Source organism: Butyrivibrio proteoclasticus P6B7 (genome assembly GCF_000622085.1).
In the GTDB taxonomy this organism is placed as follows: domain Bacteria; phylum Bacillota; class Clostridia; order Lachnospirales; family Lachnospiraceae; genus Butyrivibrio; species Butyrivibrio proteoclasticus_A.
Map to the genome: position 1 here is coordinate 1 of NZ_JHWL01000025.1, position 26425 is coordinate 26425.

The window sequence follows — 26425 nt, forward strand, 5'->3', positions numbered from 1 at the left end:
CTCTGTATCCGCTTTCCTGAAAAAGTGGGGTTATCCTTCGCATTCTTTTTATATACAGGGATATAGTCCTTTGCAAGGTAGTCTGCCTTTGATGTGTAGCTTTCTTCTGTAAGGACAAACCTTATACCATATTCAGCAAGTTTGTATCTGAGCATGTCTGCAAATATCAGCATTGGTATCTGCACAAAGTTCTGGTTATTGACATGTCCTATACCTATTTCCTTTTTCTGGTATGTGTTATGTCCCATCACCACTATGTCTACATGGTTATCCCTTGCATAGTCAGCAAGCTGTCTGCTCACCTTATGGAACTGATCCTTTATCCTTCTGTTCCTCTTTTCAGTAAGAGAATTCATCCTCCTTGTCCTGTACCTCTTGTTACATGTCATGGCACAGGAAGAGAGTCTTTTCATCTCTTTGTTGTAAAGTTGGTTGATTGACTTGATCATACCTCCCTTTATCACAAATGGTCTTGCACCAAAAGTGTTTGCTACAGCGGCTATGTTGTCAGTTCCGGGATCGATAGCCATAACTCTCAGATTTTTCAGATCCTCTACAGCCGAAAGGTCAGCGAGGATATCCTTATCAGCCATGGGGGTTATCCCTTTGTCAGGCACTGAAAGAACTACATCCAGGACAAAGCTGTTTCCACTGGGCTTTATGCGTACTTCCTTAAGGCATACTTCTTCCGGGAGCTGACCAAGAGACAGAGTATCCCTGGTTCCGGGAAACTTAAGGCAGCCATCTTTGAGCCTGCATATCTGGTTCGTAAGGACAGATGTCTTGAATGAACCGGAAGGCATATACCCCGGCATCCTGGGACGCCCCGTGAAGGCCTCAGGATTCCTTCCATATACTTTTACAGCTTCAAAGAAAGACTTATAGTCCCTAAGAAGGAGCTTTAATATCTGCTGATTAGCCTGGGCCGGAAGGGCATAGTATGCCTTATCCCTTGTTACCTTTAGCAGATGATCAAGGGCATTATATGAGAGCCACTTGCTGTCACCTAGATATTTGGTTCCAAAGAGACTATCCCTTACGAGCCTGTAAACTACCATCTGGTTTGGGAAAAGAGGCTTGAACATGGCCATTGAATCGACCGATGAAGAATACTGCCTTAAGATGAAATTTGCCCTGTTGTACAGAATGGCTGATGATCTGCAGATATCCCTGCAGTAGTCATAGAGTATGTGGTTTTTGCTTATCCTGTATTGCCTTGTTCTGTACACGGTTGAAAATTCCTTATCAGTATTCTATAGTTAGTATTATAGCACACATTTCAGAAAATCACAAACAAATGTTCTCTTAGGATAAGGAGTAAATTTATGCAGAAATCGATGCTGGAATCAGATATCCTGAACGAGTACAGAAGAGGCTCACATTCCGTATACAAACTCACTTACCATGTGATTTTCGTGACTAAATACAGAAAGAAAGTGATCACAGATGAGATCGGTGATTTCATGAAGAATTACGCCGCTTACCTCTGTGGACGCATGAACAGCAAACTCATTTCAGCAGAGACCGATGTCGATCACATGCATCTGCTGATCTCCATGCCACCTGATGTGGCTCCTGTAAAGCTCATCAACTCGTTAAAATCACAACTTTCTAAAGAAGTGAGAAATACATATAGGACTCATGTAGAAAAGTATCTATGGGGAGATTCACCCTTCTGGAGTGCAAGTTACTTCTGTGCCACTACAGGAAGTGTTTCTCTTGATACTGTTAAGAAATACATTGAAGAACAACGAACAGAAGAACACAAACGCAAATACATTAAGACGGGAAAATACAAAAAGAAAAGCTAGTGCGATTCATCCCACAACCGATTTCATCGGAAGGAGTTTTCTCGCACGTTGTTATAAATCTTCTTTGTTCATTATGTTTGATTCCCTCTATACTTGCTATTGATAACAGCTCTTCAGCAACGCTATTACACTTTACGGCTTTTTTAGAGTTTTCCCAATTCGAGATGTCCATATAAAAAATCGCAACGTCTTTATTATCATTTTCTTTTTTTGAGCAGTAGAGAATGGCATATATTTGCTATTCAATACTATCTTCTACATGCCCACTTACTGCTAAAATCAGATTTTAAAAATAAAAGCAGTAGGATTATCTCTGAATTCGTACGCGACCTTCAATTCTCTACTGCTTTTTTAAAGATAATTGGAATAAAGACGACGTCCTAAAAAATATGGACATCTTTTTCAAAGAAATTGATAAAAGAGCCGTAAATTCAATGATATCTTCTTTGAAATCAACTCAATGTACTCTTTACTGACCTCTTTACTGGAGGCTTTATTGGGCCCGGTCCCTTACTGGTTCCCTTCAACTCTCTCATCCGATACGATGTGCTCAACGCCGCTGTGTTCTGACTGCAGATAGTCCTTCATAAATGTGGGAAAAGATCTATATTTGTCCAGGTCAGCTATCTTGAGCCAGTGCATCTTCTCTTCAACGCCCTGGGTCATACTATGGCTGTTAAGCTCACGGCTTCCGCGGGGCTTCATCAGGAAATAGAAAGCTATCTCATGACAGTCAAGGCCCTTGAGGCCGCCCTTGTTCTCGTTAAAGAAGTTCTCGTGAATTACCGCAAGATGGTCTATCTCGTAGTGAACGCCAGTCTCTTCGAAGACTTCTCTTCTAACGGCATCCTCAGCAGTCTCGCCCATGTGGACCGCTCCGCCAATTGAGTAGTAATAGTCGTCTATAGAATTTCCAGCAAAGAGGACGCTGTCACCTTCTACAATTATAGCTGCAGCGCGGTATCTGAACCACTTGTTGTCCTCAGTAAATCCGCAGTTATATTCTTTTTCCATAATCATCCTCCTCGTATATCATTAAGTCACTGGGTAAGTCACTGGGGACGGTTCTCTTTGACTTATTTCTTGTAAGTCACTGGGGACGGTTCTCTTCGACTTATTTCTTGGAGTCATTTGGAACCGTCCCCGTTGACTGCTATGCTTGAGTTCCTGGTTTCCATGGCTCAGGTGTTAAAAGAGATGTCTTACCAATATCAGGAAGTACATCGTAGATAGAGCAGTCCATCTTAGATTCGAAGTACTCTTTTATCTCGAAGGCTTTCTCCCAGCCCTGAATGTAGTCTTCCATGATGCCGTAACGTCTTGTAACATCAACAAATCTCTTTTCCATGATTACAAAGCCATAGTCAACAGCCATGGAATCGCAGATCTGAATAAGCTTGTCATAATCGTCGGCTCCATCCAGACTACAGATATATTCCTTAATAACCTTAAGATGCTCTTCTTTAGGCTCGTACCCCTCAAACTCATCCTTCATAAAAAGATATGAGTGAGTCATGCAGACACGAGCTGCTTCATCCCAGCCCTTCTCCATGCAGTATTTGTAGCCGTCGTAGACGTGGGTTGGAATGTCAGTGATTCCCGCACGGCGTCCGATGTCGTGGAGAGTACCCACTACATATGCCTTTTCTGCGTCCATCCCTGGCACTTTCTCAGCAATGTTACGAGCAGCAATTCCTACATTTATCGAGTGCTTAACCCATGGCCCAGGATTAAGCTGTTCTGCAATCTTCAATTCATTTAACGCTTCTTCTATTGTTGGATACATTATTCCTCCTCTAAAACAAGTCAATCAGAACCGTCCCCTGTGACTCCAAGTCAAACAGAACCGTCCCTAATGTACCATCTTGGCAACGATTTTCTTCTGGGTCGCAGCGTCAATTCCGATGGCTTCAAAGAAGGCCTTGGCAGTGCCGTGACTCTCCTTAAGAAGGTCGAAGAATACGTACATATTGTTCTCGTTAGGAATAACGATGTTCATATCAAGATCTGGGAAGTTCTTGTGAATCAGTTCAAAGCGCTCCGCGATATTGAGCTTGGTTCTCATGTAATCGAAGACGATGTCTGCCTTCCTGACGCCACAGAGCCACAGTAAAAGAGCTGACGTCACCCCAGACCTGTCCTTACCGGCGCTACAGTTGAACATTACACTCCCCTTTGCATCAGCAATTGTCTTAAACACTTTGACCAGATTCTCTGAGTGAGCGATCTTGTAGTAACTATAAGGCACAGCCTCTACGCTTTCAGGAACGCCGCTTCCTTCCTCGATAGGAATATCGTGATACTCAAAGCCTTCCACACCGGCAAGGCCATGAGGCTTACGCTCCTTCTCCTCACCGTTTCTCATATCGATAATGGTAGTGATGCCATTATCTTTAAGATACTCAATATCTCTTTCTGAAGGGTAATTGGCAACGTCGCTTCTGATAACGCGGCCATATTTAGTTAATGTATCTGTGCCATCGACTCTGTAGCCACCAAGATCTCTAGTATTTTGTGTGGTCTCGAGAAGTGAATATGGCATGTTGTCCCAGGCTGTATCGTAGCCGCTAATGAGGCGCGTGCCCTCCTTAAGAGCCGTAAGCTCTTTTTCACAGGCCTCCACTGCCTCGGCTATATATTCATCTGCCATTTCTCTAGTGAAAAAGAAAATGTCTCCCTCCGGAACCTCATTGAAATACTTATCCAATGAATCCATGAACCACTTCACATCATAGAAGCAGATCTCATTGATCTTTTCTTTATCAAATTCGGATGGCACAACAACATCGTTGCAAAGCTGATATTTCTCAGCAACATAACTATTGATTATTGAATAATCGTTGTGAAGCTTCTCAACATTTCCCGGTGTATGTGAATTCCAGTGGTGCTTATCGTAGACAAAATGCCTGTAGCAGGCATCCTGCACAAGATGAAGGTAATAACCAAGATATAGGTCATCCTCCTTCATTAGATCCCCAAATTTAGTCCTAAAAAGCTCAAAGTCATAAGCCTTTTTATTATATCCCCAAAGTCCTGTTTTAATATGTCCCGCCTGCTTCTGACCTGCGTCAGGAAGAACTGCCCCAAATTTAAGGCGATCCACATTTTTGAAAGTGTACTTCTTAGTTAGTTCGTTAATTACCGCTATATGCATGATACTTGATGCCATAACTCCTCCTTGTGGTACACGTATTATTCAGATATTCCCCAATCCAAAACAAGTCATTTAGAATCGTCCCCATTGACTCATGTCTAATATCATAGCATAAGAAAAAGGCTCAAACCACACTGATTTGAGCCTTTTCGCACTTTTCACACTATTTTAAAAATATGTTCAAATATCCTTATCCTCAAGAATTCTGCTTTCGTTCATCCGAAGCATAGATAGCTTTAAGGATAATAGGCGTCAGAATTGAGCTTGTGATGATAAGTAGAATTACTGCTGTGAAATATCTACTGTCTATAATCTCCGCCTTTAAGCCTCTCTGGGCAACGATAAGAGCAACCTCTCCACGCGTCATCATACCTACGCCAATCTTAGCACTGTCAGTTAAGTTGTATCCAAGGAGCTTAGCTACTGTTCCGCAACCAAGCACCTTACCAAGAAGTCCCACAACAACAAAGGCTACAGAGAAGGCCAGGATAGTCATATCGATATCCTTAAGATTGGTCTGAAGACCAACGCTGGCAAAGAATACAGGTCCGAAGATCATATAGGAATTGATATCCATCTTCCTGTCGATATACTCTGAATCCTCAAGGGAGCTAAGGATTATGCCTGCCACGTAGGCGCCGGTAATGTCCGCAACTCCAAAGTACTTATCTGCCACGTAAGAAAATACAAAGGCAAGAGCCATTCCCATGATAGGAATTCTTCTGGTGTGAGGCCATCTTGCATCAAGTCTTCTCATGATCTTGAATACGATGATTCCCACAACCAATGAAAGTGCAAAGAAAAGAACTGTCTTAATGCAGACCATTCCCGTGTTGGAGCCAGGCTCCTTAAGTCCAAGAACTGCAGTGAGCACAACGATGCCGATTACGTCATCGATGATAGCAGCACTCATAATGGTGGTTCCCACATCTGTAGAGATCTTTCCAAGCTCTTTTAACACCTGAACAGTGATGCTGACAGATGTAGCAGTAAGGATTGTTCCAACGAAAAGAGCCTGCATAAACTCAGGAGTTCCTGGAGAAGCAAATCCGTAGAATCCCATGAAAAGAACTGTTCCCATAGCCAGTGGTATTCCAACACCGGTGCAGGCAAGGATTGTTGCCTTAATGCCGGATCTTTTAAGACTGTCAATGTCTGTTTCAAGGCCAGCGCTGAACATAAGAAGAATTACGCCAATTTCAGCCATGCCTGAAAGGAAGTCGTTTGTTGTAACCAGGTTAAAAAGTGTAGGTCCAATAAGAAGGCCTGCAATGATTTCGCCGGCAACCTGAGGCGCCTTGAGCTTCCTGGCTACGATTCCCATAAACTTCGCAGAAATAATAATGATCGCCAAATCCCTTAAAATACTTAGTGTGTCCATTTTGATACTCCATTTCAAATATTCCACCCCAACTCACAAGTACTATTATACCACTGCTGGCAACCCCTTATGCCAGCTTCATATCTCCGTCCTTAACAAGACCGAGCTTTTTAACAACTGCATGAATAGCAAGAGAAAGTACTGCTGGAAGAACAAAACATACAAGCACAAGTCCGATCCAGTCAAGGGCTGTAATTGAAGCCTTTGCTCCGCTTGCCACGTCGTTAACCCATCCTGTGTAAACGCCAATAGGTCCAACTAATCCGCAGGTTCCCATGCCTGAAGATACTGGCGCACCGTTCATCTGAAGCTTGAATATACAGGTAGCGATAGGTCCTGTGATAACAGATGCCAATGTAGGTGCAATCCAGATAGCTGGATTCTTAATGATATTGCCCATCTGGAGCATACTTGTTCCAATTCCCTGTGAAACAAGACCGCCCCACTTATTTTCCTTAAATGAGATAACAGCAAAGCCCACCATCTGAGCACAGCATCCAGCTACAGCTGCTCCACCTGCAAGACCGGTAAGTCCAAAGGCTGCGCAGATAGCTGCTGAAGAAATAGGAAGTGTAAGTGCAATTCCCACAAGGGCTGAAACTACGCTTCCCATAAGAAGTGGTTGAAGCTCAGTAGCATCCATTATGACTTTACCAAACCACATAGCAAATTTGCCAAGAAGTGGTGCTATCAGCCATGAGAAAAACATACCAACTCCGATTGTAACAAGGGGTGTAACCAGAATATCAACCTTGGTCTCCTTAGAAACAGCCTTACCAAACTCTGCAGCAATAATAGCTACAAAAAGAACTGCCAAAGGACCGCCTGCTCCGCCTAGAGCATTAGCAGCAAAACCAACGGTGATCATTGAAAAAAGAACAAGTGGCGGACATTCAAGTGCAAATCCAATAGCTGTAGCCATGGCTGGGCCACTCATAGCACTGGCAAGTCCGCCTACCGTATATTCTTTACCAGCGATGTTTGCAACAGTATCCTGCAAAAAGCTAATACCAAACTGCTTGCCAATGGTATCAATGATTGTTCCAATAAGAAGCGAACAGAAAAGACCCTGCGCCATTGCCCCCAGCGCATCAATACCATAGCGTTTCAAGGAAATCTCAATGTTTTTCCTCTTCAAAAAACTCTGACTCTTTTTCATACCCTCATTTCTCCCTTAAGTAATATATTTAAGCATCCCCACGATTATACTATATTGCTTTAGTGAATTAAATATAAATTGCGCCGAACGCGGTTGCATTTATGCAACAAATTACATATCGCGTGAGTGCGCTTGAATAAAAAAAACTGCAGACCAGCTAAGGTCTGCAGCATTTTTCACAATTCCCGTCTCCACGCCCTCGTAATGGATCACAGCTATGTAGATCTTGTTCTTAGATGCCCTTGAGTAGAAAAGAGCTATCATAATGATCATAATAACCGCTGACAAAATCTTGGGGATACGAGCTTTAAGTTTCCACGGAATAGAACTTCCATACTATCTCCTTTGAATCCACTTAACGACAATACTTCATAACAATTTACTATATTTCGGTTACCGAAAATATTAAATTGCGATAATTTTTTTCAACAAAAACAATTTAAACAGAAAAAAGGGCTCACGCTGGTGTTTCCATTCGGAAAACACTGGCGCAAGCCCTTATTATTTACGTATGTTATTGTGTTTAGTATGAATTACTCAACTGTTACGCTCTTAGCAAGGTTTCTTGGCTTATCAACGTCAAGACCCTTAGCAACACTGGTGTAATATCCAAGAAGCTGAAGAGGAATAATTGCAAGGCTTCCGATGAAGTGCTCGTCAACCTTAGGTACATATACAGTGAAATCGCACTGATCCTCAACGTTGTATCTTCCATAGGTTGTAAGACCCATGAGATATGCTCCACGGCTCTTACACTCAACCATGTTAGAAACAGTCTTCTCATAGAGATCTGGCTGTGTAAGAACACCGATAACAAGGGTTCCCTTATCGATAAGAGAAATTGTACCGTGCTTAAGCTCTCCTGCAGCGTAGGCCTCAGAATGGATATAACTGATTTCCTTCATCTTAAGGCTTCCCTCAAGGGAAATTGCATAGTCGATGCCTCTTCCGATGAAGAAAATGTCCTGAGCGTTAGAGAACTTAGCTGAGAACCACTGGATACGCTCCTTCTCATCAAGAATTCTGGTCATCTTCTCAGGGATACTCTTGATTTCGTCAAGATAGTATTCCATCTTGCTGGCATCCTCTAATGTACCTCTTACCTGAGCAAGCTTAAGTGCAAGGAAGTATCCGCAGATAAGCTGACAGCTATAAGCCTTAGTTGTTGCAACTGAGATCTCAGGACCAGCCAGTGTATACATTACGTAATCAGCTTCTCTTGCAATAGAAGAACCAACTACGTTAACGATAGCCAAGGTCTTAATGCCCTTTTCCTTAGCCATACGAAGGGCTGCCAATGTATCAGCTGTCTCACCTGACTGAGAAACAACAACTACGAGAGCGTTAGGATCAAGATTCATCTTTCTGTATCTGAACTCAGAAGCAAGCTCACATCTTACGTTAACATCTGTAAGTTCCTCGATAACGTACTGAGCTTCCATTCCAACGTGCCAAGCAGATCCGCAAGCCACGATATAAATCTGATTGATATTCTTAATGTCCTCATCTGAAATACCAACTTCAGAAAGGTCAATCTCTTTTCCCTTGATATACTTGTTGATAGTATCTGATACAACCTTAGGCTGCTCGTGAATCTCCTTCATCATGAAGTGCTCAAAGCCGCCCTTTTCTGCTGCTTCTGCAGAGAAATCTACAGTTGTAAGCTCTTTTTCAATCTCATCACCATCAAGGTTGTAGAAAGTAACGTTACCACCAGTGATCTTAGCCATCTCCATATTGTCGATGTAGTAAACATCCCTTGTATACTTAAGGATGGCTGGTACATCTGATGCAATATATGATGAATCCTCGCTTACACCGATGATCATAGGTGAATCTTTTCTGGCAACGTAGATCTCACCTGGATAGTCCTTGAACATTACCTCTAAGGCAAAAGAGCCACGTACTCTTACGAGAGTCTTAGCGATAGCGTCGATTGGACCCATTTTATATTTGTTGTAGTAATAATCAACGAGCTTAATGAGAACCTCTGTATCTGTGTCTGAATAGAACTCGTAGCCCTTTCTTGTGAGCTTGTCCTTCATCTCCTGAAAGTTCTCGATGATTCCGTTGTGAACACCAACAACCTCAGAATCAACATCACCGTGGCCTGAATGCTCATACTTACCACTTACGTGTGGATGCGCATTGACCTCAGTTGGTGCTCCGTGGGTTGCCCATCTTGTATGACCGATACCACAGCAACCAGCAATGGCATTACCGTCATTAGTCTTATTAGCAAGGTTAACAAGCTTTCCAACACTCTTAACTACTACTGTGTTGTGATCTCCGTCTCTAACTGCAAGTCCAGCTGAATCATATCCTCTGTATTCAAGCTTAGAAAGGCCATCCAACAAGATTGGGGCTGCCTGTTTACGTCCTACATATCCTACAATTCCGCACATACTTATAATGCTCCTATTTATTAAAAGTCAAATTATCTCTACCATTATACCATCCAATGTAAATAATGGTAGTGAAAGTTGATTTTTTTAATATAAGCTACTCTTCATGCGCTTCTTTTTATCGTACATTCTCTCATCCGCAAGTTCAAAGACTTCGGTAAAAGAGCAGGCTTCCTGATTCTTTGCCATTCCAAAAGCCACGGTAACTGCACCGTCTAATTTATTTGAATTATTCCTGATATCTATCATAGCAAGGCATGACTTGATGTTATCGTAGTCCTTTCCTTTGGCTATAACAGAGAATTCATCTCCGCCAATACGATATACAGGGCTGTGGGCAAATATTTCACAGATTATTCTGCAGCCTTCCTTGATGAATTCATCGCCCATCTGATGTCCAAAGGTGTCATTTATCTTTTTAAGTCCGTTAATATCAAGGACAACAATAGCGTACTTTTGGTTTTTACCCTCTTTCTGGCTATCTTCAATCTCTTTTTGTGCCAAAGAATAGGCATGCTTATTCTTAACACAGGTCAGCTCATCCTTTAAGGCCAGATCTTCTGCCGCAGAAAGGTTTTCTTTATACTTCTGATCCTTTCTAACCTGTGCGTCGATATCTATAAGTCCCACGATAAGCTTGGACTCGTCATTTTCCTTGATGACAACAGCCCTGAACATTACGTATTTCGGTTCACCAGCTATAATAAGACTGTATCTAAGCTCAAAGGTACCATCTTTAGCGATGGTATTAAGGATATTATCCTTCTTAACTCTTCTTTCAAACTCCTTGTAATCTTCCTTAAGTATGAGTTCTTTTATTCTTATTCTTGTTTCTTCGAAGAAATCTTCGCCTTTTTGTTTTCCACCAATAAGGCCTACTCCTTCTTGTGTCTTATATGCAATGTAGCTATTATCAGCAATATCCACGCTATAAACAGCAAAGATACTACCTGCAAGCGCAGCTATTCTTGAATAGACTATTTTTTCCTCCTGGAGGGTAGCAAACATCTGCTGCTTCTTAACCTGATCATCAACATCACTAACTTCAATGATTATGTGTTTATTGTCTCCCTTAGCCCTTACAGCCTTGAAATTCACATAGTGCACGCCCTTTTTGTCATTAGCCCTGTAGGTTATGGAGAAAGCGCCATGATTATCGATACTCTTAATGATATTTTCTTTTGTGCAGATCTCATTGAACATCTCGAGATCTTCTTCATAGATAAGGCCATCCTTATTATCGATTGCGTCCTTAAAAAAGTCTTCACCATGTTTTTCGATGCTAAGCTCTCTGTTTGTACCATCTGATGTGTAAACCACGAAATTATTGGTCTCCAGATCCACAAAGTACATAGCATCATAGTCCTCACAAAGGGACCTGGCAATGTAGTTATAGGTAAGGGCATCTGTTGTCTTATCAATGTCATTAACAGAAATAACTGCAAAAAGAACTGCATTCCTACCTGTAACAGGATTTTGAGCCACTCTTTGAAGCAGGATATGGATATTTTTGCCTCCATAGTTTCTGTCATCAATAATAACTAATTCATTACTTTGAGATGCCTTCTTAATCGAATTGATTGTATATGTTCCAGGACCATTTCCTTTAGCATCGCTAAAAGGAATATAGACCTTTTTGTTATAAATAGGGAAATTATGCTGGGCGTATTCCATGCAGGCGCTATTTTGCCTCATTACTGTAAAGCTATTTTCATCCACCTCAAAAATAGCCATTGGAAGGGAATCGTATAAATCCGCATCAATTCCTGGCTTTTCTCTTATAAATGAAATGTCATGAAGGCTTATCTTATCTACAGCTGAATAATAATCGCTTTCTTCAGGGTTCTCAAAGCCAATCTGTAATCCTTTTTCGTATCTGTCAAAAACTTCAGTAAGTGAAATGGGCTTGCAATAATAAAAGCCCTGAAGTTTGGCACAGCCAAGCTCACTAAGGAATTCATACTGTTTTTTTGTCTCAACCCCCTTAACTGTGGTTTCTACACCAATCTTTCCAGCTGTTTTTACTAGCTCTGAAAGGACAATCCTTGCCTTTGGGTATTTTGTAGCAAGTCTAGTCAAAGTGATATTTATTTTTACATTGTCAAAATGAACATCAGGATAAAGAAGAAGGGAAATATCGCTACAGCCATAATCGTCAAGCTCAATCTTATACCCCAGCTCCTGAAGACGATGAAGCTGATCCAGTGTATTATCCAAATTCACGGAAACTGAACTTTCGGACACCTCAATAGCGATCTTATCCTTTGCTATCTTAGCCTTGGACACGATCTTGTCTATCTGCTCAACAATATCGCCACTTTGGAAATCTACTTGGGAGAAATTGATAGAAGTAGTAACGATTTGAAGCTTATTCTTCTTTTGCTTCTTCATTTTATCGATAACCTGATTAAGAATGTACAGGTCTAGCTTTTCAGTTATTCCAGCTTCTTCAAGGGCTGGCACAAATTCAGCAGCGTTAAGAACGCCAATCTCAGGATCTTCCCAACGGGCAAGAGCTTCATCTTCACATACTCTGCCATTGGACGTACGAACAACAGGCTGGTAATAGGTCTCTATCCAGTCTTCACTGATTGCCCTGTCGAAGTTTTTGACAAGGTAGCTATTCAGTTTCTTTTTACTCATGACTTTTTTCATGAATTCAGAATCACCTGACGTTTTATCGTGCAATGTTTACGCATTTTAGTCTATATATCTATTCTACAACGATAAGAGAATGAACTATATTAAACTTTTATAAAAAAGAAAAGCCCACATCATAATATGATGTAGGTTTTACAATTTTATGGGATTTTCTATCTAGTTAAGCTTGTCCCACCTTTAAATACAAATATATCCTTAAAACTGCTTTCATTAAAAAGATGATCTATCAGGAAACAAATCCAAAAGTCCTTTTCTATTGCATCTGCTCTTATTCCTACCTTTGCAGCAGTTGCTTCAAAAAGATCCCTTCTATCCTGGTCACTTGCTGTGGCTACCTTTCTCATATTAACAACAAACCTTCCTTATAGTTTCATGTATCCATTCCGCGCTGTCAGCCGATTCCATAAGTATCAACTCCTTATCCTCATGAGCAATCTTATTTCTAAGAGTTTTTATTACGCTTTCATCTACTCTTTCTTTTCCTAATGTCTTTAAGGCTTCTATAACCATCACAGTTAAGGTCGACATATTGCTGATATCTCTATTAGTCCTATGCTTAAACGAAAGCTTCGCATTCTCTATTTCAAACTCCCTATATGGGCCATCACTAACAAAAACCCAAACAGAAGGAACCTGCGTAGAAAGCCCCAGCTTATTGAGCGCAACATCACCTGCAGGAGAAATATTCCAATGATATCCTCTGGCTATAGCATAGGCAACTGCCTCTGGATTCGTAGGAAGTATTTCTTTCAAAAAAGAACTATAACGTGGCTTTTCATACACACCATCCATAACCCTTTTGATGTTGCCCTTTTCCGTTTGTCTTCCAAGGCACTTTCTAACCGTAGTATTACTTGCCAAGTCTGAAAAATCAGATGTAAGAAAAATAGCACCATCTTCTGCTTCTAATATTCTATTGTTGATTTCATTAGAAATAGTCGTAGCCATTTCGCTCCTCCTGTCACGATTATTATACAATTATCGTGACACTTTTTCAATACGCAAACACCCTTTTTCGTCAGATAAATTGTGCAGTTTATCTGACGATCTGCTGCGGCTATTATGATGAGTGGCTGTTTCCAAAATGGAAATAACCACCTTCAGCGCTTTTCTATACTTAGCATGTCTTTGTCTCTTCTTCACCAACTGTAACCGTACAAACTTTATATCCAAGTTTCCCCATAACTGGAACCTTTTCGTATTTCCTGGTTTCAGTATCAATAATAATCATGGCTGATTCTCCAATCTGCCTTCCATCACTATATGTAGAAAATACATCCGTAGAAATGAAGCCATTCTTCTCGTAGATTTCCTTAACCGGAGTGTGGCCAATCACCTGCGTGTAGATTTCTTTCCTAAAAGCCTCCACATCTTTATACTGCGGTCTGTACCAAAGCAGTGATTCATCATTCCATAGGTACTTATCTGATGCACTGTTTACTGCTTCCAAAACCTCATCTATATCTGCATCCAGCAATACAGGATTTAATCTGCTGACATACTCCGCAGTCAGCCCACCATGCATAAATAGTACATTATCAATCCTGTGTATAAATGCAATCTGTGATTTTTCCTGCAGAGAATCCTTGAGTTCTTCTAACTTTGAAATGACAGTTCTTTCAGCATATGGTGAGTAGCCTGTTTCAAGTTTGCCCCAGGGATAACTAACATCATGATTTCCATAGCACCATAATGTCTCATGTTTATCCTTGGCAAAAGAAATAGCCCTATCGAAAGTATCTCGGTATTTATCCACACGGAGTTCCATTCCCCAATCATCAGGTATGTCCATGAGGCACACTGCTTTATTTGCCTTACCTGCATTTAGGATTTCCTCTGCCCTGTCAAATATCCAGGATTTTAAATGTATATCCGGAATTACAAGTACTTTCATTTATCAAATCCTTTCAAAAAATGTATTTAGAAATCATCTTTTTTATAATCCTGTCGTTAAGCACATTTCCCGAAGATTCAAAAGATACTATTAGATTATCCCCTGGAAAATAGCCATTTGCAATATACGAGTTGATCTTCCGTACTGCTTTTTCCGCATATGACGGGTCATCCATTCTACCATCATGTTCCCAGTAAACTTCTTTACCATCTCTTTTCCTAAAAATAGTGAAATCAGGGTAGACAGTTCCTACTCCCTTAAGATTCAATGGGCATTCGTATTTGTACTCAATGCCTAAATCATAGAATGTATCTGCAATTATCTTTTCGGATTTAGATCGGACACGTTCCCCTTTCTTAGTGTAGATTACTGGAATGTTCTCAGAAAACTCTTTTCCTACGTAGGGGATGTCTTTCCATTCAGCAAGACGCTTCTCCCATGGCTTCTCTACTGGAATGACAAGCTTCTGTCTTACTGGATGTAACTGGTCATATATATCCTCAATTTCATTGTCGTTATATTCATCACTAAGCTTCTTGATTTGTTTAATGCGCCTTTCTACTAACCTTTGTACCTTTTGGTCGTACGACTTTTGAGCTAGTTTAAATGCCAGTTCTTGGTTTTCCTTCTTTATGAATTGCCCATTTTTGTCCTGCTCAGTGCAATGCATGTATTGTATTTGACTCTTTCTGGTTGATGTTATTCTTAATGCACCATCTGGAACATTCTTAAGCCTATTATCTACTACAAGTTTTACCGCCTGCAGTTTCTCCTCTTCATGTTTTAGTAATTCTTTTAAACCATTCATTTACTTGTTACTTCTCCTTCTATTTGTTATTTCTATTACAAGTTTTTCTTTTGTATGTTGCTTTTACTTGTGTGTTTTTATTTATATGTCTTTATTTGTATGTCTTTATTTGTCTGCCTTATTTGTATGTCTTTATTTGTATGTCTTTATTTGTCTGCCTTCATATGTCTGCCTATCGTTATGTATTTGCGGTTTTGGCAGGCTGTCTATCAGTGTACTGTCTGCCTTTTTGCTAGAAATATTGCACTTAGGCAGACTATCCCTCGCCCTAGTGTCTGCTTTATTGCCATAAATATTGCACTTCGGCAGACTATCTCTCGCCCTAGTGTCTGCTTTATTGCCATAAATACTGCACTTCGGCAGACTATCCCTCGCCCTAATGTCTGCTGGCAAATGCGTAAATGCATATTTAGGCAGGCTATTTGAAGGCATTTGGTCTGCTTAAATACAGCACCCTCAAATTCAAGCAGACAAATTCAATTGTTCTAGCCTGCTGATATTCCTAAATATAGGTATCAAGCAGACAAACACCAATAAATATGTCTGTTCTATATAAAAAAATTGGATTTGCAGCAGACAAGCTTTGAATAAAACGTCTGCTAAGAATCAAAAGTTCAAGATTGCGGCAGACTAAAAGCTTAGTCAGCCGCAATTATTAGAATATCTTGTTAGAATTTGTGATCAGAAAACTGTTTAGTCGACATGTTTCCTTGTAAAGCCGCATTAAACCCGCATGGTTATGCGGTTGTCTTGGTGAGTAAGACGACGGTCTCAACGTGATTATGCTTGTCCAAACTTATTTCCATATCCTTTTCAAGAAGCGGAAGCTTGAACTTGATGGACTTTAGCCATTGCCCCAGCGCAGTTCTTTCCGGAAAAACTTGTACCTCGCTCACTAAATGCTCAATAAAGTCTCTGCGTTCCTGTTGATTCATCTTATCAAAGAATTTATCTAAGTAGATAATAGACTTATAAATATTGTCTACAGACATTTTATCAGAGATTATCGTCCTTTTCTTGGCTCTTGATTCTATGATAAGACCTTCAATCTCATCTATCTTATCATATACTTTATACAAGCTGTTTTCCAAGTCTGTCTTCCTACGACTATAATGCTTGTCATCAACATCCAAATTATCAATATCAGCTAGGATTATGTCTCTTCTGCTATTCTGCTGGCGTAATTGTTTTCCGAGTGCTTCAAGCTCCGCATCTAGATCAGAAACATCAACCTTACTATTAATCTTGCTTCTGAGAAAATCTGCACATTTTTTATTTTGTACTGTTTTAGAAATTGCCTCCATGACTGCTGCATCAAGGATTTCCTCATTGATCTGTTTTTTATAGTCACACTTATGGCCTCTGTCACTGCGACGATGTTTGCAGCCATAGTAGTAAAAATGCTTATAAAAAGAGCCATCGCTTTTACGCTTTGTGCACTTGCTGGCATACATCCCCGCACCGCAAACAGGACATTTAACTATCCCGGAAAGCAAATGAATAGTTTCATCCTCTACCCTATTGTATCGTTTATACCTTTCCCCGTTTGCCTGACGGATAATTTGCGCCTGTTCCCATATTTCTTCTGTAACTATCTCATCATGAATTCCAGGAACCAGAATATAGTCATCATGGTTGACCAGATGATAGTCATTTCTTGTCCCATGGACTTTCTCAAGTCGCCTCCTGCCATAAGCTATTTTCCCACAATAAACTGGATTACGTAATATCTGCTTCAAAACAGCAGTACTAAACAGTGTGCTCTTTCCGTTCTGTCTGGGAATCTTACTGATGCCGTGAGTGTCAAGGTATCTGGCAATTCCGGCAACACCCATGTTGTGATTAACATAAAGGTCATATATAGTTCTAATTGCCGGAGCTTCTTCCTCATTTATTACAAGTGCTCCGTCAACAAGTTTGTACCCATACGGAGCAAAGCCTCCGTTCCACTTACCTTCTCTTGCTTTCTGCATACGCCCTTCCATGGTTTGAACACGGATATTTTCACGCTCTATCTCTGCAACAGCAGATAACACAGATATCATAAGTTTGCCGGAATCTTTTGATGAATCCAATCCGTCTTCTACGCATATAAGATTAACGCCGAAATCCTGCATGACCTGAAGAGAATTGAGTGTATCAGCTGCATTTCTTCCAAATCGAGAAAGCTTGAAAACAAGCACATATGAGACATCATTTTTCATAGTCTTGATGTCATCCATCATGCGGTTAAACTTTATCCTATTCTCAATGGATTTACCGGAAATGCCTGCATCCTCATATTCTCCGACAATTTCATAGTTATTAAACTCACAAAAAGCCTTCATCTTAGCTTTCTGAGCTTCAAGAGAATAACCATCTACCTGCATTGCAGTGGATACGCGGGTATAGAGATAGACTTTAATCTTTTCCTGCTTGTTTGTCATTTATCAAATCCTTTCAAAAAATACTTGACTAACCCCCAAATTCTTTGTATCTTATAATCAAGAAATGGGTTTTGTGTCGTGTACAGCGCTTAGGTGCTCAAGCGGGTTGCTCGTTTCTTTTTTTACGTCTATAACATCATATAGATACATTTTCTTATCCTCAGAGTGTCTAACAATAAGAGATGCATGAAAAGCATTATATCTCTCTACAGTCCCATCTTCAGCATACACAGGAATCGCAAACCTGGTGTCATACCTGTACCACCCATATTTTGCATTTCTACTGTGCTTTTCCTCATTATTTTCGCGGAAATGTTTACCTTTTGCAGTCGTTATCAATTCCGGAATTCCCTGTGAAGCATTTGCTTTAGCTTTTGCCACTGCACCGTTTAGCTTATAAGTGTATTCTGAACCAGCGTACTCGTTAGGAAGATCGTTTCCGATGTAAATGAGATCCTTTGTGTCAGAAATAGTATAGTTTCTCCCAACAAACTGCTTGAGATAATCTTTTACATCATCCCAATTAATTGCTCGCTTTCCTTTAAATCTGATTTCGTCGATTACAACTATCTCCTTTCCGTTCTTATCAGTCATAATCCTTGATCTATCAGTAAAACCGTTATTAACCATTGAATATGGTATTCCTCCCTTAACTTTTAATAATAATTTTTTAAGGGCACTAATTGTGACCTTAAATTTCCCCAACAAAAATGTTCACATCTGAACACTTTATAATAATTGAAATGCCAAATTAACATTTCAAAATCAGATATTCTCAAGATCCTCAAGTTTCTTCAAAGTCTTCAGATAAGCCATCAGCCTCTTTTGCTGTTCTTCCCCAAGACCATGATACTCAACAAGCATCTCTTTATCTTCAAAGCTTACTTCCATATCATTATGCCTTGCGAAATCATCATCGATCCCATCCCCTGTAAGAAGCTGCTCCGGAGTGATGTCCAGAGCAGCGCAGATATCCATTATTTTCTCTGCTGAAGGATTTGTCTTTTTTGTTTTCCAATCACTTATTGTACTGCTGGAAAGACCAACCATTTTGCCAAAAGATGCCTGTGAAATGCCGCGTTCCTGTAATATCTTGAATATTCTTTCGCTTATGATCACGATTATCATCCTCCGTATATACGAGCGTTATACATCTCGTTGCTACGTTTATAATATCATCCCACCAATACATATTCAATGCTCTCCATTGCTTTTTCACAGGTAATTTCCCTAACGTGGCGCATATATGCTTTGTAGGCATCCTTGATATATTTTCTTGCAAAGAACACATCAGGATCCGGAAGATCATCCAACGATACTTCATCTGAATACTTTGCAATGATTTCGGCAAGGAACTCACCAAATGCACTCCATTCATCTCTTTTCTCAATTATCACAACATTTTTCTTACTCATTATTATCCTCCTTTGAAAAGAGCCGGCAGAGAAGCGGTAAACTCACTTCGTAAACCGGCTCTAAAAAACTTTTTTCTTGTTACACACTGTGAAAACTTTTTAGTTTTCTCAGTTTATCGGTTTATCAGTTTACGTTTCACTTGAAGGGAATCTCCATTTGCTCCGTAACCTGGACAAAACCATCAGGATTATCCTCTGCAGGATGAGTCCCTTCCCTCTTCCAACCTCTCTGCTTTCCATAATCTGCAAAGTTATGGGAAGTAACTCTCTCCCAACCTGGGATATTATCCATGATATCCGCAATGATCCTTGCTTCGCCCTGCTTAGGCTTGTCAAAATCCCTATTATGCTTAAGAGCTTCATAGTAAAGCATACTCACGCATACATGGTTTTCTTTAGTTAAGTCAAGGAAATCCCGAATCTCTGTCTCCATGGGATCCTCTGGAACAAAGTCTTCCTGAAGGATCTCCAGCTCCTCCTTCATCTCTTTGGAAAGAGTAAGAGAATAGTCTCCGGAGTTGTATACCACCATCATTTCAGCCCACATCTGCTCAATATACTTTCGGGAAGCTTCTTCATCATCAAGGATGTGAACCTCCGCTAAACTTGCATGACACTCCACAGGGATAAATCGTCTGTTTCCGGATTTATCCGGTGGAAGAAACTGCCTCTTATTGGAAGTACCTGCAAATACACACTTCCTTGGATGTTCAGTTGCATATTTGTCATAGCGAATTCTATAAACATCCACCTGTCTTGTGATAAAGGACTTAATTTCCTCTGCGTTCACAGCCCTTATTGCTGCCAGCATCTCTGCCATTTCTATGATCAAATGCCCCTGTAATTTTTCAAAGACATCCTCACCATCCAGCTTTTTAACATCATCCGTAAAGTATCTGTCCATGATAGCCAAGAATCTTAGGAAGGTAGACTTTCCAGCTCCTTGTCCGCCTACCAAACAGAGCATATAGTCAAATTTGTGACCGGGATCATACACCCTTGCTATTGCAGCCAGCATAAATATCTTCAATGCCTGATAGTTTAGCTCTGAAAGATCAGCTCCGAGGAAATGATGCAGTGCATACCTAACTCTCGATTTCCCATCCCAAACCAGCGACTCCCAATAAGTTTTAATCGGATGATAGGGATTATCAAAAGAGACTGTTTTTATCGCCCTTTCTATCATCTTGTCAACCTTAAGGCCGTAATAGTTTTCAAGATAAGTTATAAGATTGGCTACATCTACATCTGTAAGTGCATCGGCTGTCCTTCTCCAGGGCATTGGCTTTATGATGTCCACTCTTTCATTAAGCTCATTGAACCTGATAGCATCCTTAAGAACCGGATCTTCACGAAGCGCTATCTTGCAGTTATTGTTGGTCTGTTTAGGAATTCCCTTTGCATCTGTTTCCAACATTTGCAATACTGCTTGCCTCTGCTTAGATATTTCATCTTGGTTATCCCCAGTTCTCCCATCTCCTTTATCAACAACAGCTCTCTTTTTAATTTCATCCATGATTCCTGATGTCATAAACACTGTTGCCATACGACTTATTTCTTCTTCAGTCAAACTGTTTAATTCGTTCCCCAATACGCCTGATCTCCTCTCCATAAGTTTCTAAAACATCCAGTTGTTTGGTTCTGTCCCCAAAGGACAGATCATCAAGAAGTTCGTTAACATGTTCCAACTTTCCCAGTGCTTCCACGAAAAAAGGATGCCAATTGGCATCCCCTTCATTCATGGCTTCTGGTCCATATTCTCTTTTCCATTCCCATAATAGTTTGTGGTACTTGGTTAAGATGTTTATTGCATCACGTCTTAAGATATTAAAAGCTCTTATAACATCTTTCTTCCAAGCCTGTTCCTTCTCCTGCATTATCTGCTCCTGAGATTTTGGAAACAGCCGTTTATCGCACCCAATCCGTAATTGTAACTTCATATCCTCATTGAGCTTTTTGGCTGCTTCAATTACAGATAATCCGAAGTAGTTTGCTACAAAATCCGTTGCATCTCCATCAGCACCGCATCCGAAGCAATGGTAACGTTTATCCACTTTCATGCTCGGATTCCTGTCATTGTGGAATGGGCACCTACACATTCCTTTGCTATCCACAATGATTCCATAATAGGTAACTACATCATAAGCTGTCACCCTTTCCTTGATTTCATCAAAAATACTCACCCAGATACCTCCCTCATCTTTCAATGTCATGCTTCTTACTTCTTGTAGATCGTTCACGTTCTCTCCGCTTATTCTCCTGCTGCGCTTTATATTTTGCTCTTTCAAGAAGTTCATTGATACTTGGCTTCGCTTCATAAGCTATCTCTCTGACGTACTGTTTCTTAACTGAAGCTGCTGACAGTCTTTCTTTCACTGCTGCGACAACCCTGTCCTTAATTTCAGAGAGCTTATCCTGAAACTTAGTAAGCTGGTCGATTACAACCTTCCTTATGGGCTTAGGGACTAAACTACTGGTATTCATAATCTGTGTTTTTAGTCTGCCTATCTCTCTTGAACCTTCTATCTTGACACCGTTTGCTATTTCATCAACAAGTTTGTCACAAGCCTTTTCATAAGCGATATCCGAAACCTTGTCTACAAGACCTTCCACATCCTCTATCTCTAGCTCCAGATTTTCTTTTCTGTCCATAAGTTCCTCAATCTGACTTGTCAGTGTTTCATTCTCCCCTCGAAGTCTTTCATTGTCAGCCCGGCACTCCTCGTTACTGATTGCCAGAATGTTATTCTCAGAAAGCGCTGCCTCATATTTGCTTGTCAGTTCCTCAAGATCTGCATTTAGCTTGTCGATGACATACTCCTTTTTCTCCTTATACTTCTGCCCACCGTATATAGGTTCTTCATCTATCTGAAGACCATGTTCTTTGCAGATTTCCATAAAGAGCTTTCGGCACTCAGCATCAAAACACATTTTCCTGTTGTTATATTTCCCCGGCTTTTTGTCCGGATCAGGAAGTTCAAATCCCATTTCCTTAAGTGCCTGCTCCTGTTTAGGCTGCCTTTCTCCGTAAGCGTTTATCACATCAAAAACATGTCTTTCGTGAATGTGCGGTGTACTTTCATCCAGGTGTAATGCCCAGTCCAGTATATGAACATGGTCTCCATATCTTTCCTGCATTTTGCTTAGAAACTCCACTGCAACTTCTGCCAGTACTTCATAGGAAACATGTTCATCAATGTTACCTATCTGATAGATTGTTTCCTCAGGGCAGGTTTTCGGATTCATCCTAAGATCATCGGTGGTTCGGTTACGCTCAGGATGCCTGGCTTCAGTGTTCCTCTGATTCTGTCCTTCAGCATACCCTTTGTAAACCAAATCGTAAAAACCTTTCTCAACATCTGTAAACGAAGTAGCATTTTCTTTTAGTTCCTCATGCCTTACTATTTCCCTGTCAATGCAATTCCAGTACAGATTGTTTCTTGTAAGTTCTCTCTTAAGTTCCTCAGCTTTTTCAAGTTCGAACTCTCTATCATTGTGTTTGGGATTGTAAGCTCCATGAGCTCCGGATCTCCCATTATGCCTCGATACTCTCATTTGTTAAAATCTCCTCCAAAAAAATTTAATTGTTACTATAGTTCTTGTAAAAAATTTGTCAGCAACGCCGCGCCGTCTTCAAGGGCTACATAGGCCCAAGATGACAAAAAATACCCAGTACGATGTGTCGCAACGACCACATCTACTGGGCGGGGCTTCGCCCTCGACCTGACAATGGGGTAATTCCCCCTTGACCCCCTTTCCGTGAAAATGCGTGCACTCATTTTCACATTTGATAATGGCCAAATGAAAAGTCATCAGTCTGCTACCGAAACTGATGACCATTCATTTGCTCACTATCAAATTACAAATCTGCTGCGATTCTTCTTTGCTTCTTCCTTAAGCTTTTTCTTAAGGTGCCGTCTCCCCTCATGTTTTCCTGACAAGTATCCTCTAAGATCATTTTAGCCATTTAGACTGTTTTGGGCTTTGTCGTCTTTGCCACCCTCGGCTCGCTCCGTTTGCCAGACATCATCGCTTAGCTTTCTACTCCCCCGGGTTAGGTATCCACTTGGAACGTTCATTCAGTTTTTCTAACCTTATTAAAAGCCAAATGGGTGCCTAACCTTCATATACACGAATCGTCGTTTTTTATCTTCAAATAAATATAAAAACGACATCTCGTTTTGTGATATGATATTTGATTGTAGAGGGTAAAAAGATATGGAATCAGTTAATGTAAGGCTTAAAGATGTAAGATACATGAGCGATACAAAGCTCACTCAAAAAGACGTTGCCGCGATGCTTAACGTTCCGGCATCATCAATAGCCGAATATGAAAAAGAAGGATACTACGTACCAAGTAATATCCTTATAAAATATTGCCAGACCTTTAATGTTTCAGCAGATTATCTTCTGGGACTCACAAATAATCTTAAGCAGCCAAATTTTGAAATACATGAGCTTGGCCTTTCTGATGCTGCCCTTGATAAACTACGAAACAGGAAAATATATCCAGAGCTATTGTCAGAGATAATTGAACATGAAAAATTTGATGAAATGATGCTGGACGCTGCAGTATATGTAGATGGATTCGCAGATGAATCTGTACAAAGATATAATGCACTTATGCAGGTAGGTCGTGCAAAACTCAAACACGCCAATCTGAAATCATTGGATGCAAAGAAAGACCTTCTTGCTCTTGATTATGTTCAGATGGATCAAGACTATCTTTTTTCCGGAAGAATGGGCGAAGCTCTTAAGAATATCCTTCATGATATTAAATTCCACCATAAGGATGATACTTCAACCTCCGATTATCAAAACGGAGAATCGGACTTTAAAAATCTGCTTATTTCAACTGCCGATGACCTGGAAAAGAATGATAATAAGCTAACCCTCGGTCAGGTAGTTAGGACTCTATTCTTAAAAATGCTGCGCATAAAAAATAGCGACTCCAATCTTGATAGAGTCGCTAAAATCGGTGTTAATGAAGATTTTGATAATCTTGTAAACCAATCTCCAATCATAGAACCAGACGACAGAAAACGTCGGAGAAAGAAATAATAGTTTTTATTAGTATTCCCCAACATCAATTTTCTTCTGAAGAACACCTGCGTAATCATGCGCTGTCTTTCCAATATTTTCAGGATCAAGTGGATAATGGATATTGTACATAATACCATTATCCCCAGTCTTATCAGCAAGGTGGTCTTCATCAATATGCACACCAACAATTTCTAAACATATCATAACGTGATCATCTCCGGGAACTATTTCTTTTTCCCAAACATACTTACATTCAAGGTTCATAAAGCATTCTTTTACCATAGGAGCATCTACCCATGCAGCGTTTTCTACAGAAAGTCCAGACTCAGTAATTTCATCTGCATCAAACTGATTATGCTGGATTGTTGCCATACACGCTGAATGATATTCTGCTGAAAAGAAATTGATTACAGCTTCCGTCTTCTCATTAAGGCTTTTATATAGATGTCCATTTTTATTAACACTTGCCAAAATGGCATAAAACCCTTTTCCATGATCAGCGCTTGTAAAAGTAGCCCATGACTGCATACATGCGTTAGGTTGCCCATTAGACTTATATGTTGTCACAAGAAACATTGGTGATGGTACTGTCATTACAAATTCTTTCCATGAAAATCCATACAATCCTTCGCCAAATGTTCCCTTCATTGTTTTCGGCATATCTATATATTTATATTTCATATCCTTCCTCCAAAGTAATCTATTCCTGTCAATAAACCTACCATCTTCCAACCAAATCTGTTATTCCCCAAGCTTTCCTTTGTGGGACGAAATCCTAATGAATAATATATTTTACATGCAAGCCAGGTATTTGTCTGCGTATGAATCTTAGTGCATGTATATCCCAACTCACTCATCAACTTCAGCGCATGTGTTATCAGCGGCTTTGAAAGGCCTTTTCCTTGGTAATTCTTCCTTATAGCTACCCAATGAAGTTGTCCATTTTCCGGTGCATCGACTGTATGAATATCATAATATGCAGTAGCTGTAGCAACTTTGTTGCCTTCTTTATCGACAACAAAGACCATTCGCCTTGATAGTTCATTTTCTTTACAGCCATAATATCTATCCCAGCATTCTTCTCCTTGTTCCAGACTCAGTAATTCACCTGCAGACATTTCAATATCAATCCATTCTTTTTTATCTCCTGGATGATAATAGGTGAATCTATATCCATCCGGCAACTCAAAATACTGGAGATTATCTAAGCCACCCTCAAATGCCAAGTCAACATAGCATAAAGTATCATCATGCGTTTTGTAGTTCTTTGCATCAGGTAAAGGAAGATTATTGAAGACATCACAGATATCCTTCTCCAAGGAATATAGATACTTGATTCTTCCTATAGTATTTATAGTTTCAGCCTCTCCCAGCTTTATATCTTCATCTGTAGTGCCTTCTATTCCCAATGCACGTTTTATATTATATTCAAGCCATTCGACCCATGTATATGCTATTCCATATAGCTCATCATATGATCTAAAACCATTATCATATGCACTCAAATATCCATTGTAAAAAGCCGACAGGTTTTCCCTGCTGAAACTCTGATTAACTGTTCCCGCCCACTGAAGCGAAAGGTCAAGACAAGATGCTACAGGATTACTATATCCTAAACACTCCAGATCAATTACATAAGGCTCTCCTTTATCCCACATGATATTCTTAGGGTCCATGTCATCATTGCTGATTGCTTTCATAGCAGGAAGCATTTTCCTGGCTTCATTAAGTTTATCCTGTGCATATTCAAGCAGCTCAATACTTTCTTCAAATATCACCGCTATGCTGCTCTCTTTTTGTTTAACCTCTTTCAAATAGTTCCTAAAATCTATAGCTGAAAGCTCTGGCTCAGAAGCTTCAACATTATGAACATCTATTGCATGTATTTTCCCAAGTATCTCTCCGGCTTTATAACACTGTTCTTTTGAAATATTTCCCTGATCTGTAATGTGTCCTTTCTGCCACCTGAATATATAAAAATATCTACCTCCTACTTCAACCATCTTTTTACCGTCAAAAGTAAACGCTGGAACTATCGGTATTCCATTATTATCAAGAAGAGTCTCCAAAGCTTCTGCTCTGGCGTAGTTGTCAAAAACTCCTGGGCGCTTCATTATGTCAGGATTAAGGCACTTTACGGCGAATGTTCCTCTTTCCGTTTGCGCTTTATACATCTTATGCATTAAGCCCCCTGAAACTGGCAATATGTCCCCCACTAGTTCTCCAAAACCATATTTAGTAAGTAATGCGTTTAATAACTCTTTCATA

At 40.2% G+C, this 26425-nt stretch carries 24 protein-coding genes; 2 read left to right on the plus strand and 22 right to left on the minus strand.

The annotated features are described in order from the left end of the window. Positions 1–1229 (minus strand): RNA-guided endonuclease InsQ/TnpB family protein (locus T541_RS19615; RefSeq protein WP_081779897.1); only part of this gene is annotated, 1229 nt, incomplete at its 3' end. A gap of 96 nt (positions 1230–1325) precedes the next feature. Here T541_RS19615 and tnpA point away from each other — a divergent pair. After that, positions 1326–1811 carry an IS200/IS605 family transposase gene (gene tnpA, locus T541_RS19620; RefSeq protein ID WP_051538134.1) on the plus strand — a complete coding sequence of 162 codons (486 nt, stop codon included), beginning with the start codon at positions 1326–1328 and terminating at the stop codon, positions 1809–1811. A 510-nt stretch (positions 1812–2321) separates the two neighbouring features. On the opposite strand, the gene T541_RS0113155 is transcribed toward tnpA, so the two are convergent. The 19 genes from T541_RS0113155 to T541_RS21670 form a co-directional block, all read right to left on the minus strand. After that, positions 2322–2825 (minus strand): NUDIX hydrolase, encoded by a 504-nt coding sequence (locus tag T541_RS0113155; RefSeq protein ID WP_026653163.1) that lies wholly within the window; start codon positions 2823–2825, stop codon positions 2322–2324. A 139-nt stretch (positions 2826–2964) separates the two neighbouring features. Continuing rightward, positions 2965–3597, minus strand: a complete 633-nt coding sequence (locus tag T541_RS19625; RefSeq protein ID WP_034467158.1) for an HD domain-containing protein — start codon at positions 3595–3597, stop codon at positions 2965–2967. A 66-nt stretch (positions 3598–3663) separates the two neighbouring features. Beyond that, positions 3664–4980: a tyrosine-protein phosphatase gene (locus T541_RS21910; RefSeq protein ID WP_051538249.1), complete on the minus strand. Its 1317-nt coding sequence runs from the start codon at positions 4978–4980 to the stop codon at positions 3664–3666. 181 nt (positions 4981–5161) lie between these two features. After that, the gene (locus tag T541_RS0113170) at positions 5162–6346 is read right to left on the minus strand and encodes a cation:proton antiporter (protein WP_026653165.1); all 1185 of its coding nucleotides are present in this window, start codon (positions 6344–6346) and stop codon (positions 5162–5164) included. 67 nt (positions 6347–6413) lie between these two features. Continuing rightward, positions 6414–7505 (minus strand): PTS transporter subunit IIC, encoded by a 1092-nt coding sequence (locus T541_RS0113175; protein ID WP_026653166.1) that lies wholly within the window; start codon positions 7503–7505, stop codon positions 6414–6416. Positions 7506–7616: 111 nt separating this feature from the next. Continuing rightward, positions 7617–7778 (minus strand): hypothetical protein, encoded by a 162-nt coding sequence (locus T541_RS21435; RefSeq protein WP_155839524.1) that lies wholly within the window; start codon positions 7776–7778, stop codon positions 7617–7619. Positions 7779–8038: 260 nt separating this feature from the next. Next, positions 8039–9910 (minus strand): glutamine--fructose-6-phosphate transaminase (isomerizing), encoded by a 1872-nt coding sequence (glmS, locus tag T541_RS0113185; protein WP_026653167.1) that lies wholly within the window; start codon positions 9908–9910, stop codon positions 8039–8041. An 87-nt stretch (positions 9911–9997) separates the two neighbouring features. Beyond that, on the minus strand, positions 9998–12553 hold the full coding sequence (locus T541_RS0113190) for an EAL domain-containing protein (RefSeq protein WP_026653168.1): 2556 nt from the start codon (positions 12551–12553) through the stop codon (positions 9998–10000). Positions 12554–12723: 170 nt separating this feature from the next. Further along, positions 12724–12915, minus strand: a complete 192-nt coding sequence (locus tag T541_RS0113195) for a hypothetical protein (RefSeq protein ID WP_026653169.1) — start codon at positions 12913–12915, stop codon at positions 12724–12726. A 1-nt stretch (position 12916) separates the two neighbouring features. Continuing rightward, complete coding sequence (locus tag T541_RS0113200) at positions 12917–13519, minus strand: DUF6088 family protein (protein WP_026653170.1); 603 nt, start codon at positions 13517–13519, stop codon at positions 12917–12919. A 169-nt stretch (positions 13520–13688) separates the two neighbouring features. Continuing rightward, positions 13689–14465: a metallophosphoesterase family protein gene (locus T541_RS19630; protein WP_081779972.1), complete on the minus strand. Its 777-nt coding sequence runs from the start codon at positions 14463–14465 to the stop codon at positions 13689–13691. 13 nt (positions 14466–14478) lie between these two features. Then, entirely contained in the window at positions 14479–15273 is a 795-nt protein-coding gene (locus T541_RS0113210; RefSeq protein WP_026653171.1) for a hypothetical protein, read from the minus strand. A gap of 737 nt (positions 15274–16010) precedes the next feature. Further along, on the minus strand, positions 16011–17699 hold the full coding sequence (locus tag T541_RS0113220) for a recombinase family protein (protein WP_026653173.1): 1689 nt from the start codon (positions 17697–17699) through the stop codon (positions 16011–16013). Between the two features lie 57 nt (positions 17700–17756). After that, positions 17757–18404: a hypothetical protein gene (locus T541_RS19635; protein WP_242840786.1), complete on the minus strand. Its 648-nt coding sequence runs from the start codon at positions 18402–18404 to the stop codon at positions 17757–17759. Between the two features lie 60 nt (positions 18405–18464). Beyond that, positions 18465–18827, minus strand: a complete 363-nt coding sequence (locus T541_RS0113230) for a helix-turn-helix domain-containing protein (RefSeq protein ID WP_242840787.1) — start codon at positions 18825–18827, stop codon at positions 18465–18467. A gap of 47 nt (positions 18828–18874) precedes the next feature. Continuing rightward, positions 18875–19114 (minus strand): hypothetical protein, encoded by a 240-nt coding sequence (locus tag T541_RS0113235; protein WP_026653175.1) that lies wholly within the window; start codon positions 19112–19114, stop codon positions 18875–18877. A 136-nt stretch (positions 19115–19250) separates the two neighbouring features. Further along, the gene (locus T541_RS0113240; protein ID WP_034467175.1) at positions 19251–20531 is read right to left on the minus strand and encodes a VapE domain-containing protein; all 1281 of its coding nucleotides are present in this window, start codon (positions 20529–20531) and stop codon (positions 19251–19253) included. Between the two features lie 145 nt (positions 20532–20676). Continuing rightward, a complete protein-coding gene (locus tag T541_RS19640) occupies positions 20677–21327 on the minus strand; it encodes a CHC2 zinc finger domain-containing protein (protein WP_051538251.1) in 651 nt (216 codons plus the stop codon). Next, positions 21311–22669 (minus strand): hypothetical protein, encoded by a 1359-nt coding sequence (locus T541_RS21670; RefSeq protein WP_026653177.1) that lies wholly within the window; start codon positions 22667–22669, stop codon positions 21311–21313. The genes T541_RS19640 and T541_RS21670 overlap by 17 nt, the downstream gene beginning before the upstream one ends. A gap of 663 nt (positions 22670–23332) precedes the next feature. Between T541_RS21670 and T541_RS20785 the strand changes: the two genes are divergently transcribed. Then, positions 23333–24175 (plus strand): helix-turn-helix domain-containing protein, encoded by an 843-nt coding sequence (locus T541_RS20785; protein WP_051538252.1) that lies wholly within the window; start codon positions 23333–23335, stop codon positions 24173–24175. 9 nt (positions 24176–24184) lie between these two features. Here the strand turns inward: T541_RS20785 and T541_RS0113260 are convergent, their stop codons facing one another. After that, positions 24185–24838 carry a flavin reductase family protein gene (locus T541_RS0113260; protein ID WP_051538253.1) on the minus strand — a complete coding sequence of 218 codons (654 nt, stop codon included), beginning with the start codon at positions 24836–24838 and terminating at the stop codon, positions 24185–24187. Further along, on the minus strand, positions 24835–26424 hold the full coding sequence (locus T541_RS0113265; RefSeq protein WP_026653179.1) for a GNAT family N-acetyltransferase: 1590 nt from the start codon (positions 26422–26424) through the stop codon (positions 24835–24837). Before T541_RS0113265 ends, T541_RS0113260 begins: the two co-directional genes overlap by 4 nt. Position 26425: the final 1 nt, after the last annotated feature.